The organism is Sinimarinibacterium arenosum, from assembly GCF_005047655.1.
Taxonomy (GTDB): domain Bacteria; phylum Pseudomonadota; class Gammaproteobacteria; order Nevskiales; family Nevskiaceae; genus Solimonas.
Map to the genome: position 1 here is coordinate 469,175 of NZ_SUKF01000003.1, position 14,376 is coordinate 483,550.

The window sequence follows — 14,376 nt, forward strand, 5'->3', positions numbered from 1 at the left end:
TCAAAGGTGCAGACAGGGTACACCAGGGGGCATGCAATTAGCCGACGATGCGTTGTATATACCAGTACACCCCCAGCAGCAGGATGGGCAGCGCCAGCGCCGGACCGCGCAATCTCGGCACCTGAGCCAGCAGCCACCAGAGTGGCAACACGAACAGCAGCTGCCCGATTTCGACCCCCAGATTGAAACCGAACAGCGGTAGCGCTGGCACCGGTTCGCCACGGCTGAGCTGGGCCAGCACGCCGGCGAAACCGAATCCGTGGAACAGACCGAACAAAGTGGTCTGCAGACTCTCCGGTCTGGATTTTGGCGCGGCGGCGACGCCAGCGGTCAGCAGCACCGTCGCAGGCACCAGCGCGAACGGCAAGGTGCCGGCGAGCCAGCCCGCAGCTGCGAGTAGCAGCGCGATCGCGCCGGCATGGAGTGCCGCGCGTGGATGGCCGCTGACCAGACGTTCGACCGCGGTGCAGACAATGGTCAGTGCAATGAAGGCCTCGACCATGGCCGACGACGGCTGCACCCAGCCCAGCGTTGCCAGACCCAGCGTCAGGCTGTGCCCCAGCGTGAAGCCGGTGATGCGCCAGGCCAGCTGGCGTAGCGTTGCCGCCCCCAGCAGCACGACCACCAGATACGCCAGATGATCCCAGCCGGACAGAATGTGCTGACCGCCGAGCACGACATAGCCGGAAACCGACGGGGGACCCACATCGGGATCGGCCGACCACTGCGCCCGCGGTTGTGCAGCGCTCAATGCGTAGGGGCCAAGCACGTGTGCGCCCGCATGCAGCTGCATCAGGTGCAAGTGTCCGGGAATGCGATCGAGTAGAAACTGCGAGTCCAGCGTGTCCGCGCGGGTGTCGCACTGCCATGCCAGCGACACGTGCACGGCATCGCCACCGATGCGGGCTGACTGTGACGTCAGCGCGCAAGGGCGGCCGGCCGCGCCGGGGGCGAGTCCGTCCCGCGCCGCTGACGCAATGGCGTCGGCCGTGGCGGGATCGTGCGGATCCAGGCCCAGCGGATTGAGCTCGCGCAGCGGCAGACGCAGTTCGGCCTGCAGGACGGTGTCCTGCACCGTCCAGTCCGAATAGGAGACCGAGCGGTTATGCGCCGCCGCCAGCGCCGGCAGCGCACACAACAGCAGCGCGACCCCGCCGCGCCCGAGGCTCCGCCGGGGCCACGTCTCAGTCCCGCTGCGCATCGGCGGCCATGCGGATCGGAATCTCCGTACGCAGGCTCTGCAGCAGGCGCGCCAGAGCCTGATCGGCCTCGCGACGCGACAGCGCGCCGCGTACCGCTTCGGCGACGTCCTCGTAGCGGGGTCGGTCAATGCGGCGCTCAAGCACCATCGCGTAACAGGTCGCACCTGCAGCGTTGACGGGGCCAATCAGCTGATCGACGGACGCGGTGGTCAGCGCCTGCGCCAGGCTGCCGCCGACCCGCTGCGCCAGTTGCGGCGGCGCCAACGGGGCTGCCGGCAGATCTAGTCTCCGCATCGACGGCGGCGACACGCCGCTGCGCAACGCGGCGCTGATGTCATCCTGGGACGGCGGCGCCTGTCCCGGCTTGAGCTGCAACACCACCACACGCAGTCGCGCCGCACCGGCAAAGTCCTCCGGGTGCTGTTCGAACAACGCGCGTGCCTCGGCTTCATCCGGCGGCCGGCCCTGGGTGCCGGCTTCAACCAGGGCTGCGATCACAGTCTTTCGCAGGCCGGGGTCGTTGCGCACGAAGTCGCTGTCCAGCGCGTGCTGCAACAGCAGTTCCTCGTCGATCAAATGCTCGAGCACGCGCTCGCGATCGTCCGGCTCCAGCACGCGCCCGCGATCGGACTCCACCGCTGCGACGGCGCGCAGCCAGTCCGCGCGTGCGATCGGGCGTTCGCCAACCAGCGCGACGGCATCCACCGGCAATCCACCGGGGCGCCAACCGTCGTGCAGCAGAACTGCTGCGGCGATACCGCCGCCGACAAGGACCGCGAGCCAGGCCTGGGGGACTGAGTCGTGCATGACACGGGTCATGAATTCGGCTCTCGATGACAAAGTTGATAGAGTGTAAACCAGTGACTTTGGCAGTCACTTGGGGCGAGAGTCGGAACACAGAATCGTGCGGTTTGACGCGCGGCGGAGGAGCGATGAACAGAGTTTTGCGGTGGGGCGTGGGGACCGTTGTGATTGCTTCGGGACTGGTGGCCCTAGCGCTCTGGGATCGCCAGGTTGCGCCGGAAACACCCGGCATCGTGGCGACCGCACGCGTCGCGACCGACAGTCTGGACGCACGGAACCGCCAGAACGGCGGCATCGAAAATGGCGGCGACGACGACCAGATCCTGTTCGGCGACCTGCATGTGCATACGACTTTCTCGATGGATGCGTTTGTCTGGGCGCTGCCGCTGATGCAGGGCCCCGGCGCGCGGCCGCCGGCCGATGCCTGCGACTACGCGCGCTACTGCGCGTCGCTGGATTTCTATGCGCATACCGATCACGCCGAGAGCCTGACGCCACGCCACTGGTCCATGATCAAGGACACCGTCCGCGCCTGTAACGAAGCGGCCGGTCCGGCCGACAATCCGGACGTCGTCGCGTTCCTGGGCTGGGAATGGACGCAGATGGGCAACACGCCGGAGACGCACTACGGCCACAAGAACGTGATCCTGCGCGATACCGCCGAAGACGCCGTGCCGACGCGCCCGATCGTTGCGGGCGGGGTACCGTTTCGGGCCATGCGCCATGATCCGCAGCCACCGATCGAGCGCGCGCTGGGACCGTATGTGGCGGACTTCGCCAACCGCAAACGCCAGTTCCTGCAGCAGGACAAGCGCAAGGAACTGGTCGAAGTGCCCGTATGCCCGGAAGGCGTGAACACCCGCGATCTGCCGACCCAGTGCATCGAGGTGGCCAACGAACCCAAGGATCTGTTCCGCAAGCTCGACGAATGGGGCTATCCGGCGCTGGTGATTCCGCACGGCACCGCCTGGGGCTACTACACGCCGCCCGGCTCCAACTGGACCAAACAGCTGACACGAGAGCAGCACGATCCCAAGCGGCAGACCCTGATCGAGGTGTATTCCGGGCACGGTAACTCGGAGTCCTACCGCGACTGGCGCGCGATCGCCTATGACGCCGAAGGCGGCATGGTCTGCCCCGACGCGACGGACGACTATCTGCCGTGCTGCAAGCGCGCCGGACAGATCATCCGCTCGCGCTGCGATGACCCGGCGTCCGCGGACTGCGCCGCCAAGGTCACCGAGGTCGAGCAGGCCTATCTGAAAGCGGGACGCGGCGGGCAGTTGACCGTCGCCGACGTCAAGCCCGAAGACTGGCTCAACTGCGGTCAATGCACCGACTGCTTCCTGCCGCCGCTGAATCACCGCCCGGGCAATTCGGTGCAGGCAATCATGGCGCTGAACAATCCGGCGGAACGGGATGACGATGGCCGCGATCTGCGCTTCCGCTTCGGCTTCATCGGCTCCAGCGACAATCACGCCGCCGAGCCGGGTACCGGCTTCAAGCAGGCTGGCCGTCACAGCAGCACCGAGTCGCGCGGCGCGGCGAACCAGATCGTGCAGCAGCGTTTTGTCGATCGCGCCAAGCCCACCGGCAATCCACAACAACCGCGACATTTCGAGCTCGGCGATCCGAACTCGCCCTTCAACTTCCTGCAGGTCAACGAGACCGAGCGACTGTCCTCGTTCCTGTACACCGGCGGACTCGCTGCAGTGCATACCCATGGGCGCAGCCGCGAGCAGATCTGGGATGCGCTGCAGCGCAAGGAGGTCTACGGCACTTCGGGACCGCGCATGCTGCTGTGGTTCGATCTGATCGACAACGCCGGCCAGCGCCATCCGATGGGCTCGGAACTCGAAGGCAGCGACGTACCGCATTTCCGTGTGCGCGCACTCGGCGCGTTCGAGCAGAAGCCGGGATGTCCCGCCTGGACCGAGGCGGCGATCGGTGTGGAGCGGGTCGAACAGCTGTGCGGCGGCGAATGCTTCAATCCGGGCGACACGCGCACCCCGATCGAGCGCATCGAAGTCGTGCGCATCCGGCGCCAGACCGATCTGCATGACGATCCCGGCCCGCTGATCGAGGATCCCTGGAAAGTCATGCGTTGCAGCGACGAGGGGAATGGCTGCAGTGTCGAATTCGACGATCCGGACTATCCCGGCACCGACATTTCGGGGCAAAAACCCAGAGAAACCTTGTACTACGTCCGTGCAATCCATCGTGCCGAGCCCACCATCAACGGCGCGCAGCTGCGCTGCGACTACGACGAGCAGGGTCGTTGCGTCGCGGTGAAGCCCTGTTACGGCGACGCGCGCACGCCGCTGGACGACCAGTGTCTGGCCGAAGTCGAACACCGTGCCTGGTCCAGCCCGATTTTCCTGATGCCGCCTGGCTGAGTGTCCGTCGAGTCTGTGGCCCGGTATCCTTGCTGACTCACATTCAGCTTGGCCACCGGGACCACAGACTCATGACTGATACGCCGCTGCAGATTGTTGTTTTTGGCGCCACCAGTTTCGTCGGCCAGATCCTGAGCCGCTATCTGTTCAACCGCTACGGCAACAACGGTGAGCTGCGCTGGGCCATTGCCGGTCGTTCGCACGCCAAGCTGGCGCAATTGCGCTCTTCGCTGGGTGCCGGAGCGGAATCGCTGCCGATCATCGTCGCCGACGCCGCCGACGAATCTGCGCTGGAAGCGATGTGCGCCAGCACGCGCGTGGTTGTTTCCACGGTTGGCCCCTATGCGCTGTACGGCTCGCCACTGGTCGGCGTCTGCGCGCACAGCGGCACCGACTATTGCGATCTGACCGGCGAGGTGCAATGGATCCGGCGCATGATCGATGCCCATGAAGCCACCGCCCGCGCCAGCGGCGCGCGCATCGTGCATTGCTGCGGCTTCGACTCGGTGCCCTCCGACATGGGCGTGCATTTTCTGCAACGCGAATCGATGCGAGTGCATGGCCAGCCGTGCACACGGGTGAAACTTCGGATCAAGGCGATGCGTGGCGGCGCCTCCGGTGGCACCGTCGCCAGTCTGATGAACGTGGTCCGCGAGATTTCCGCCGACCCGGAAGTCCGCAAGCTGATGGTCGATCCTTTCGCGGTCTGTCCGGACCGGGGCAAGGGACGCCCGAAGCAGCCTGAGGTCCGTTTCTCCGAATTCGATCCAGATTGCGGCAGCTGGCTCGGTCCATTTGTGATGGCGGGGATCAACACCCGCATCGTCCACCGCAGCAACGCGCTGTCCGGTGACGCCTATGGCCATGACTTTGTCTACGACGAGGCGATGATGACCGGCCCGGGCTCCAAGGGACGCATGGCGGCGGCCGGTATCGCGCTGGGTTTGGGCGGATTCGTCGCAGCTGCCATGTTGCCGCCGGCACGCTGGGTGCTGGAACGTTATGTCGTGCCGAAGCCTGGTGAGGGCCCGAGTCCCGAGGCGCAGGCCAATGGGTTCTACGATTTCCGTTTCTACGGTCACACCGCCGATGGCCAGACCGTCAAGGTCAAGGTCACCGGCGACCGCGATCCGGGCTATGGCTCGACCGCCAAGATCCTCGGCGAAGCGGCGGCATGCCTGGCTCGGGACATCTCCAAGCAGGACTGTGTGGGCGGAATCTGGACCCCGGCGACAGCCATGGGTGATCGTCTGATTGAGCGTTTGCGCGCGCATGCAGGGCTCACCTTCACGGTGCTCGACTGAGTCCACAGCAACGCCGCACGAAACCTAAAACGGGAAGCATTGAATGGCCGCAGGCACACTGCTGACGCTGCTGGACGACATCGCGACCTTGCTCGACGATGTCAGTGTGATGACCAAGGTCGCGGCCAAGAAAACCGCGGGGGTTCTGGGCGACGATCTGGCGCTGAACGCGCAACAGGTTGCCGGGGTCAAGGCCGATCGCGAACTGCCGGTGGTCTGGGCGGTAGCCAAGGGATCACTGCGCAACAAGTTGATCCTCGTGCCCAGTGCGCTGCTGATCAGTGCCGTCGCACCGTGGGCGATCACGCCGTTGCTGATGCTGGGTGGCGCATTCCTGTGTTTCGAGGGCTTCGAGAAAATCGCGCATCGCTGGCTGCATCCGCAGGATGAGGCTCAAAACGAGCACAACGAACATCTGCGGGCCCTGGCCGATCCGCAGATCGATCTGGTTGCCTACGAACGCGACAAGATCCGCGGGGCAGTGCGCACAGATTTCATTCTCTCGGCGGAGATCGTCGTCATCACGCTGGGCACCGTTGCGGACGCCGCGTTTGGCTCACGTGTGGCGGTGCTGTCGGGGGTCGCGGTCATCATGACGATTGGCGTCTACGGACTGGTCGCCGGCATCGTCAAGCTCGACGACGCCGGGCTGTATCTGAGCCAGCGTGCGGGCCAGCTGACGCAACGTATCGGTCGCGCGCTGCTGGGGCTGGCGCCGAGACTGATGCAGGCACTGTCGGTGGCCGGAACGGCCGCGATGTTCCTGGTGGGCGGCGGCATCCTCGCGCATGGCGTGCCGCTGCTGCATCACGCCGTGGAGGCGCTCACGCACAGCTTGCACGGCATCCCGACCGTCGGTGGCATGCTCGCCGCGGTGGCGCCGACCTTGTTGAATGCACTGCTGGGCGTCGCCGCCGGGGCGCTGGTGACACTGCTGGTGCTGGGTGGGGAACGCCTGCGCGCTGCCCGCCGCACTTCGGCCTCGGCGGACACGTAGATTCTCTCCAGCCCGCCGTCAGCTGGTGGGCGGGCTGGAGATGATCAGACCTGCGAGAGCGTGCGCAGCACTCAGGGCTTCAACACGCTAACTTGCGCGGGTGTGCCATCCAGCGGCAGTTCGATCAGGGTGCCGTCCTGCGCCAGCACCACGCCCTTGCTGCGGATCTCGGCCACGCCTCGCAGAAACGCCATTTCGGCAATCCGGTTCGGTGGCGGCGGGGTCAGGTGATACATCAGCAACAGCGGCACGCCGGCTTCGTTGGCGACTTCTGCGGCTTCAACCGGGCTGGTGTGATAGCTCGGAATGTCCGCCATGACCTTGGCATAGCGGGTGCGGCCCAGATCGGCGGCGGCCGCCTGAATCTGTCCCACCATCTGCTGGTTCTGCGCTTCATGTGCCAGCAGGTCGGCGCCCTTGGCGGCGCGGATCAGGTTGGCGTCCTTGATGGTGTCACCGCTGATCACCAGTGAGCGACCTTTGTAGTCGAAGCGATAGCCGACCGCCGGAGAGATCGGCGTGTGCGTGACCGGAAACACGCTGACCTTGAGGTCGCCGTCGACGAATGCCTCGGTCATGCTGCCGTCCGCAGACAGGCTCAAGGTATGCGCCTGCATCAAGCCATCGTCCGGCGACAGCATCTCGGCGCCGTGGTGTGCCACGCGATAGCCGCGATCCAGTGCGTAGGCCTGCTGGAATCCGTCAACCACCTGCTCGACGCCGGTCGGTCCGTAGACCTGCAGCGGCGCGCCACGGCCGGCAACCCAGGTCTGCAGGTTGAATTCGCCCAGTTCGCCGATGTGATCGGAATGAAAGTGGGTCAGGAACACGCCGCCGATACGATCGCCCGGAATACGCAGCAGCGCCAGCCGGTTCCAGGAGCCGGGGCCGGTATCGACGACATAGAACTTGCCGCCGGCGATCACCGTTAGACACGGGCGGGCGCGATCCGGATCCGGAAACGGCGATGAACTGCCGCAGACCAGCAGGCGCAAGGCGTCGTCAGCGAACAGCGGCTGCCGGTCTGTGGTCGACAGACGCGAACGGATGACCTTGTCGATCAGAACGTCCTGCACTGGCGGGATCTGCAACACGCCGATGCTGAGCACAATCAGCAACGCCAATGCGAAAAACGCCTTGATACCCGTCTGCATAACATTCTCTCGGATTCTTGATATTGACACAGTGTAAACAATAGTCATCTAATGGCGTCAAGCACGAAGTGGGGGAACTTCGACATGCGCCTACAAAAATTCATCGACGCGCTGAGCCGCCTGCAGCACCGTCACGCGCCATTATTGTTTCTTGCGCTCGGCGCTGCGCTGTTTGCCGCAGATATCCTGCACCGCTCGACACCGCCGCTGGTCGCGCCGGATGCCGCCGCAGGGCAGGGTGCAACGCGCTGGCTTGAGGATGAAGTGCTGTACCGGGAAGCCCTTGCGCGTGGACTCGATGACGGCGACCTGATTGTACGGCGACGCCTGGCGCAGAAGATGCGCCTGCTGCTGGAGACTGGGGTCGATGTCGCCGAGCCGGATGCGAACACACTCCAACACTGGATCGACACGCACGCCGAGCGCTATGGCGGCGTTACGCAGCTGTCGATGGACCATGTTTTCCTGTCCCGCGCACGACATGACACTGAGCTCGAGCAGGACGCAGAGCGTGTTGCTGCACGCCTGCGTGCAGACAACGACGTGGGTGACTTTGCCGCGCTCAGCGATCCGCACCCGGCGTCGACCCGTATCGACAACGCCAGCAGTCACGATACCGAGCGTCTGTTCGGCAAGGCGCTGGCGCAGCAGCTTGCGCAGCTGCCGGAGGGTGGCTGGCAAGGACCGCTGTCGTCGCCGTTGGGCCTGCATCTCGTCCGTATCCGCTCACGCCAGCTGCAGACGCCGGACTACGCTGCGGTTCAGGCGCGCGCGCAGCGCGACTATCTGATCGAACAACGTCGTTTGCACACGCAGGACGCGCTGAAAGCCCTGATGACGCGGTATGGCGTCGCTGACGCCGGTGCGTCGTCATGATCGAGTCGTCACGGCGCCGAAAATTCCCTCATGGCTTCGTTGCGGCCGGACTGTTGCTGACTCTGCTCAGCACTGCGGCTGCGGGCCATGCGATGAACAGCGCCCAGTGGCGTCTGGTTCAACGCGACACGCAGACCTGGGACAGCCGCTTGCGCCTGCCGGAGGACTTCGAAGGACGCCTGCTGTCGCTGCATCCGCAGTGGCCGGCGGACTGCGAGCGCCGCGGTGAACCACATCTGCAGCCTGCCGATGAAGGTACGCTGATGTCATGGACGCTGGACTGCCCGCAAGGACTGCAGGGTGCCCTGGGCCTGAGCGGCTTCAGCGTGCAGCTGCCGGACGCGATCCTGCTGGTCGAACCCTTGCATGGCGCGCCGCGCTACGCAGTGCTGTCGGCGACGCGCCCACAGTGGCGCATGGACACACCGCCCGAAGCACCGCCGGTGCCGCACTATCTGGGGCTCGGCGTCGAGCACATCCTGCTCGGCCCCGATCATCTGCTGTTCGTGCTGGGGCTTTGGGCGCTGTGGCGCCGCGGCGGGCGCAGTGTGCGTGCGCTGGTCGGCACCCTGACCGCGTTTACCGCGGCGCACTCGATCACGCTGGCCGGAGCTGCCCTCGGTCATTGGTCGCTGCCGTCGGGGGCCGTCGAAGCCAGCATCGCAGCGTCGATCCTGCTGCTGGCAATTGATCTGGCGTTCCACCCGCCGACCGCAGGCGCAGCTGCACCCAGCGGCGTGTCACGCCATCTGTCCGTGTTTGCGTTCGGCTTCGGCTTGCTGCACGGCTTCGGCTTCGCCGGCGCGCTGGCGCAGATCGGTCTGCCCGAGCATGCGCAGGTCTGGGCGCTGGCCGCATTCAATCTCGGCGTCGAGGCGGGCCAGCTGCTGTTCGTGCTGGCGTTGATGCTGCTGGCGCACGCGCTGCGCCCGTTGCAGCGCTGGGCGCCGGTGGCGCTGTGTCTCTACGGCAGCGTCGCCGCGTACTGGTTGATCCAGCGCAGTGCGACGGTTTTTACATAAGAACGATTCGGGGGAGCGGTATGAGTGTTCGTATACAGATTGCCACACCGCTGGCTGCACTGATGCTGGCAGCCTGCGGTGCGTCGACGACGCCGGAGAATCTGCCCACAGCGCCGGGGCAGCCGGGAAGCGTTGCCGGGGATTGCGGACCCCTGGTCGCCGGGCAGAAGCAGGCGCTGTTCGGCGATCTGCACGTGCATACCAGCGATTCCTTCGATACCTACTTCTTCAACTCCATCAACGGTCCACGCGACGCGATCCGCTTCGCCAAGGGCGAGCCTGCGGGCTATCCGGCAGGCGATGACGATCCGAATACGCCCGACCACTACGAGCAGCTCGACCGCCCGCTGGACTTCGTCGCCATCACCGACCACGCCGAATTTCTCGGCGCGTTCAAGACTCTGTGCGAACTGAACGGTACCGTGCCGGCCGGCACCAATCCCGCCTGCGAGATCATCGGCAATAGCATCCGCGGTGACATTCGCGCCTTTGTCGAAGGCCGCACGACGCCGTTCCAGATCGCGCTGCAGGCACTGCTGGCGGAGAGCCCGACCGATCGCCCGGCCTGGGCCGAGCAGCAGCGCATCACCGACGAGGAATACCAGCCGTGCACCTTCAGCACCCTGCATGGTTACGAGTACAGCTCCAACAAGCGCGGCCAGATGCTGCACCGGAATGTGATCTTCCGTGGTGACGCCGATCAGGTGCCGGACGTCGTCTACGGATCGGCTACCGCGCTGACCGGCATTGACGACCGCAATGCCAATGACGAGTGGATGCTGTTCGATCATCTGCAGGACAACTGCGGCGGCATGCCGGACTGTCGCGTGCTGACGATTCCGCACAGCGCCAATCTGTCGGACGGTCGCTTCTTCATGCCACGCGATTTCGCTACCGGGCTGCCGCCGGGCCGCGATGGCGTCGCACTGACGCAGGCCGACGCAGAACTGCGTCGAGGCTATGACCGCGTGCTGGAGATCTATCAGCACAAGGGCGCGTCCGAATGCGCCGCCGGTCTTGAAGGCAACTACCTTGAAGGCGAGGAGACGCACTGCGACTTCGAGCTGACCAAGAACGTCTGCGCAGGGCAGCCCGACGATCCGCCCGGCTGCGCGCGTTATTGCACCGGAGACCCGGCACACGACCCGAGCTTCTGCTCACTGCGGCAGGCGCCGACCTACCTGACGCGGATCTGCGAAACCGTCGGTCCGGACGGCGCCTCAGGCCCCGCCGACAACTGCACTGCACCGCTGGACTATTTCCGCAACGCCATGGCGGAGGGGTTCACGCTGCGCGCGCTCCTCGGCGTCAATCCGTATCGGCAAGGCATCATCGCCTCGACCGACACCCATAACGGCACGCCCGGCATGGTGCGCGAACGTCGCTATCCGGGACACGGTGGCGTGCTCGAGGACGAGCCCAAGGATCACCTCGGTCAGTGGGACTGCGACAACAGCAACCGCGCGATCAATCCGGAAGACCCGGCCGATCCCGACAACTGCACCAACCGCGTGTTTCTCGATCGCGCACGCGGCTTCGGCTCCGGCGGACTGGCCGGAGTCTGGACCGCGGAAAACACGCGCGAGCAGATCTGGGATGCGGTCTATCGCGGCGAAACATTCGGCACATCCGGACCGCGCATCCGCATCCGCATGCAATCGAGCTGGACGCCGCCGCCGGACGACATCTGCGCACGGCTGGCCCAGGGTGGCGACAGCGTCACCTCCACCGATGGCGCCATCATGGGCGGCGATCTGCCGCAGCCTCCGGCAGGGGCCACCGCACCGTACCTCACCGTGTGGGCGATACAAGATCCCGGTGGCGACCAACCCGGACTACCGCTTCAGGGCCTGGACGTCATCAAGGGCACGCTCAACGCCAGTGGCGAACCCAAGGTGCACGTCTACGAAAACGTGGCAAAGACGCCGCATCCGGTCGAGCAACCGGCCGCTGACTGTTCGGTGGCACCGGGCAATCATCCTGAGCAGTTCTGCGTGACCTGGCAGGATCCGGATTTCCACGCTGACCGCGACGCTTACTGGTATGCCCGCGTGCGCGAGATTCCGAGTTGCCGCTGGAGCACTTATCTCTGCGTCAGCTCCGGGGTCGACTGTGCCGCTCTGAGCCCGGCCAACGGCATCTTTCCGGACGACACCGGCTGGCATGGCTATGAAGGCTGCTGCCGCATTGAGGGCGAGCCGGGCTCGTTCCACGGCAGCAACATCTTCTCCACGCTCGAAGAACGTGCATGGGCGTCGCCGGTGTGGTTCGAACATCCCTGAGCTGCGTTTCCGCGCGGCGCACACCACAAACCTTTTCATTCATTTTTATCGAGCGATTCATGATCAATAATTTCACCGACAAGCTGTGCGTGATCACCGGCGGCTCCAGCGGCATCGGCCTGGCCATCGCCGAGGCCCTGGCCGGTGAGCGCGCGCGCCTGCTGTTGGTTGCGCGCGACAGCGCCGCACTGCAGACCGCGGCCGAACATCTGCGCAAGCTTGGCGCTGCCGAAGTGCAGACGCTCAGTGCCGATGTCAGCCGCGACGACGACATGGCGCGGCTGGGTCCGGCGATTGCTCAGATGGGCGAGGCTGCCGATCTGCTGGTGCAGAGTGCTGGCATCGTCAGCGGTGGACTGGTGCATGAGGTGCCGCTGGACGAATGGCGCCGCCTGCACGACATCAATGTGCTGGGCGTGGTGCGCGGGATCGATGCGGTGCTGCCCGCCATGCTCGCGCGTGCGCAGCGCAGCGGCGAGGGCGGACACATCGTCAACATCGCTTCGGCCGCCGGTCTGCTGGGTTTCCCGGGGCTGGCCGCCTACGGCGCCACAAAGGCTGCGGTGGTCGGTCTGACCGAAAGCCTGCGCGGCGAAATCGCCAGCAGCGGAATCGGCGTCACCGCTGTGTGCCCCGGTTTCGTCCGCACGCCGATTGCCAGCAAGCTGCAACTGTTCGGCCGCATGAACAATCCACGCACGCAGCGCGGCGTGCAGCAGTGGTTCGAACGCAACAAGCTCGATGCCAATGTGGTCGCGCGGCGTACGCTCAACGCGATTCGCAAAAACCGCCGGCTGGTTGTTGTCGGTCGCGACGCCGAATCCGGCTACTGGACCAAGCGCGTCGCACCCGGCGTGCTCGAGCGCTTTCTGTCAAAAATGACGGCGTCGATGGGCCGGCGTGCGGCATCACCAAACTGACGCGTGCTGGAGCTTGGGGTAAGCCCGCGGCAAACCCCAAGACCCCGCATCCGCTCAAACGGATTGCGTCAGCCGGTCCACCATCCACAAACGATCCTGACCCCAGGTCGTGAAGTCACCGAGACGGAAGCTGGGCACGCCCCAGAGGCCGGCCGCGAACAGGGCCTCGCGATTCGCTTCGGCGCGCGTGGTGTCGATGCCCTGCGCCAGCGTCTGCTGCGCGGCCGTCCAATCGAGTCCGCTGCGTTCGATCACGCTGCGCAACACGTCGTCGCGGCGGGCATCCAGACCTTCGGCCCAGACGCTCTGGCCGGCAATGGCGCAGTAGCGCAGCTGGGTGTCGGCATCGGCGGTGTAGGGGAAGACCGTCAGCAGACGCAGCACGCCGTCGCCGACCGGATCGTGGATGCGGCCGAACGGAATCTGCTGGACATCGGCGCAGCGCTTGACGTCACGCACGATGTACAGACGCTTGTTGCGCGGCACCGGCAGTCCGCGCATGACCATCGGCAGCACCGGACGCACCTGCAGCGTTTGCAGCTGACCACGCGCGCGTCGGCGCAACAATTCAACGGCCGCCAGATACGAGTAGGGGCTGCGGAAGCTGAACCAGAATTCCAGTGGGGTGCCGATCGGCGCCGGCGGCTCGGGCAGTTGCTGCGGATCGAGCGGCGACAGTGGCGCGGCATTGCGCAATGCACCTGCAGCGATCAGGCGTGTATAGAGAATGTCGAGCCGGTCCAGCGCCCAGAACCACTCGCCGTGGTACTGCCACATCGCCGGAAGATAGTGTCCCAGCTTGCGTCGACGCTCTGCGTTGGCTTTGAGCAGCGCGGCCAGCGAATCACGATGCAGTGCGGGGCCTGTCAAACCTGCGTTCGACGCGATCGCAGTCATCGCATCGAGTTCGGCTTGGAGAAATGCCTCGGCGTTGCTGCCTGCAGCCGCCAGATGCGCCGCGACCGCATCGTGCCGTGTCGGTGGCACCGCAACCGGCGCCGGTAGCCCATGACACGGCGCGATGCGGCGGGCGTCCAGCGACGCGAACGCACGCTGCTTGTCCTGTTCAGGATAGGCACTGACATCCGGGGCGGGCACCAGCCGGATCTGCAAAGGAACCTGCAGGCGCGGCAGCAGCGTGCGCGCCATCGACGCACACAGCTGCGAATGCGCGTCACCAACCTCGTAGTACAGCTCCAGCGTCTTGCCGGCCCGCAGGCGCGCGATCGGGTCACGCGAGCTGGCAATACGCTCTGCGACTCGGGACTGCAGGCTCGGCCGTAGGCCGGCACGGGGCAGGGTCTTCATTTCCGGCATGGGGTCGGGCATCGCGGGTGTCCTGCGGCAGTCATGGTCGGTCTGGAGCTTAAGACGTGCGGGGATTGAGATTCACCGCGACGCAGTATAATTTACAGCATG

General features: G+C 65.6%; 11 protein-coding genes. 7 read left to right on the forward strand and 4 right to left on the reverse strand.

Going from position 1 to position 14,376, the window contains the following annotated elements; genetic code table 11:
* Positions 1 to 37 precede the first annotated feature (37 nt).
* Positions 38 to 1,201, reverse strand: a complete 1,164-nt coding sequence (locus E4T66_RS08545; protein ID WP_136848582.1) for a HupE/UreJ family protein — start codon at positions 1,199 to 1,201, stop codon at positions 38 to 40.
* Positions 1,185 to 2,021 carry a SurA N-terminal domain-containing protein gene (locus E4T66_RS08550; RefSeq protein WP_211242824.1) on the reverse strand — a complete coding sequence of 279 codons (837 nt, stop codon included), beginning with the start codon at positions 2,019 to 2,021 and terminating at the stop codon, positions 1,185 to 1,187. The genes E4T66_RS08545 and E4T66_RS08550 overlap by 17 nt, the downstream gene beginning before the upstream one ends.
* A gap of 113 nt (positions 2,022 to 2,134) precedes the next feature.
* Between E4T66_RS08550 and E4T66_RS08555 the strand changes: the two genes are divergently transcribed.
* The 3 genes from E4T66_RS08555 to E4T66_RS08565 all read left to right on the forward strand — a co-directional run bounded on the left by E4T66_RS08555 (position 2,135) and on the right by E4T66_RS08565 (position 6,703).
* Positions 2,135 to 4,402 carry a DUF3604 domain-containing protein gene (locus tag E4T66_RS08555; RefSeq protein ID WP_169577547.1) on the forward strand — a complete coding sequence of 756 codons (2,268 nt, stop codon included), beginning with the start codon at positions 2,135 to 2,137 and terminating at the stop codon, positions 4,400 to 4,402.
* 71 nt (positions 4,403 to 4,473) lie between these two features.
* Positions 4,474 to 5,706 carry a saccharopine dehydrogenase family protein gene (locus E4T66_RS08560; protein ID WP_136848585.1) on the forward strand — a complete coding sequence of 411 codons (1,233 nt, stop codon included), beginning with the start codon at positions 4,474 to 4,476 and terminating at the stop codon, positions 5,704 to 5,706.
* Positions 5,707 to 5,749: 43 nt separating this feature from the next.
* Entirely contained in the window at positions 5,750 to 6,703 is a 954-nt protein-coding gene (locus E4T66_RS08565) for a DUF808 domain-containing protein (protein WP_136848586.1), read from the forward strand.
* A 71-nt stretch (positions 6,704 to 6,774) separates the two neighbouring features.
* Here E4T66_RS08565 and E4T66_RS08570 read toward each other — a convergent pair whose 3' ends face one another.
* On the reverse strand, positions 6,775 to 7,857 hold the full coding sequence (locus E4T66_RS08570) for an MBL fold metallo-hydrolase (RefSeq protein WP_169577548.1): 1,083 nt from the start codon (positions 7,855 to 7,857) through the stop codon (positions 6,775 to 6,777).
* Between the two features lie 84 nt (positions 7,858 to 7,941).
* Here E4T66_RS08570 and E4T66_RS08575 point away from each other — a divergent pair, with 84 nt between their 5' ends.
* The 4 genes from E4T66_RS08575 to E4T66_RS08590 are packed head-to-tail and all read left to right on the forward strand — an operon-like array spanning position 7,942 to position 12,957.
* On the forward strand, positions 7,942 to 8,733 hold the full coding sequence (locus E4T66_RS08575; RefSeq protein WP_169577549.1) for a peptidyl-prolyl cis-trans isomerase: 792 nt from the start codon (positions 7,942 to 7,944) through the stop codon (positions 8,731 to 8,733).
* Positions 8,730 to 9,755, forward strand: coding sequence for a HupE/UreJ family protein (locus tag E4T66_RS08580; protein ID WP_136848589.1), 1,026 nt, complete (start codon positions 8,730 to 8,732; stop codon positions 9,753 to 9,755). Before E4T66_RS08575 ends, E4T66_RS08580 begins: the two co-directional genes overlap by 4 nt.
* A 20-nt stretch (positions 9,756 to 9,775) precedes the next feature.
* Entirely contained in the window at positions 9,776 to 12,037 is a 2,262-nt protein-coding gene (locus E4T66_RS08585) for a DUF3604 domain-containing protein (protein ID WP_136848590.1), read from the forward strand.
* A 59-nt stretch (positions 12,038 to 12,096) separates the two neighbouring features.
* Positions 12,097 to 12,957, forward strand: coding sequence for an SDR family NAD(P)-dependent oxidoreductase (locus E4T66_RS08590; RefSeq protein WP_169577550.1), 861 nt, complete (start codon positions 12,097 to 12,099; stop codon positions 12,955 to 12,957).
* Positions 12,958 to 13,011: 54 nt separating this feature from the next.
* Here E4T66_RS08590 and E4T66_RS08595 read toward each other — a convergent pair whose 3' ends face one another.
* Positions 13,012 to 14,286, reverse strand: coding sequence for a DsbA family protein (locus E4T66_RS08595; RefSeq protein ID WP_136848592.1), 1,275 nt, complete (start codon positions 14,284 to 14,286; stop codon positions 13,012 to 13,014).
* Between the last annotated feature and the right edge of the window lie 90 nt (positions 14,287 to 14,376).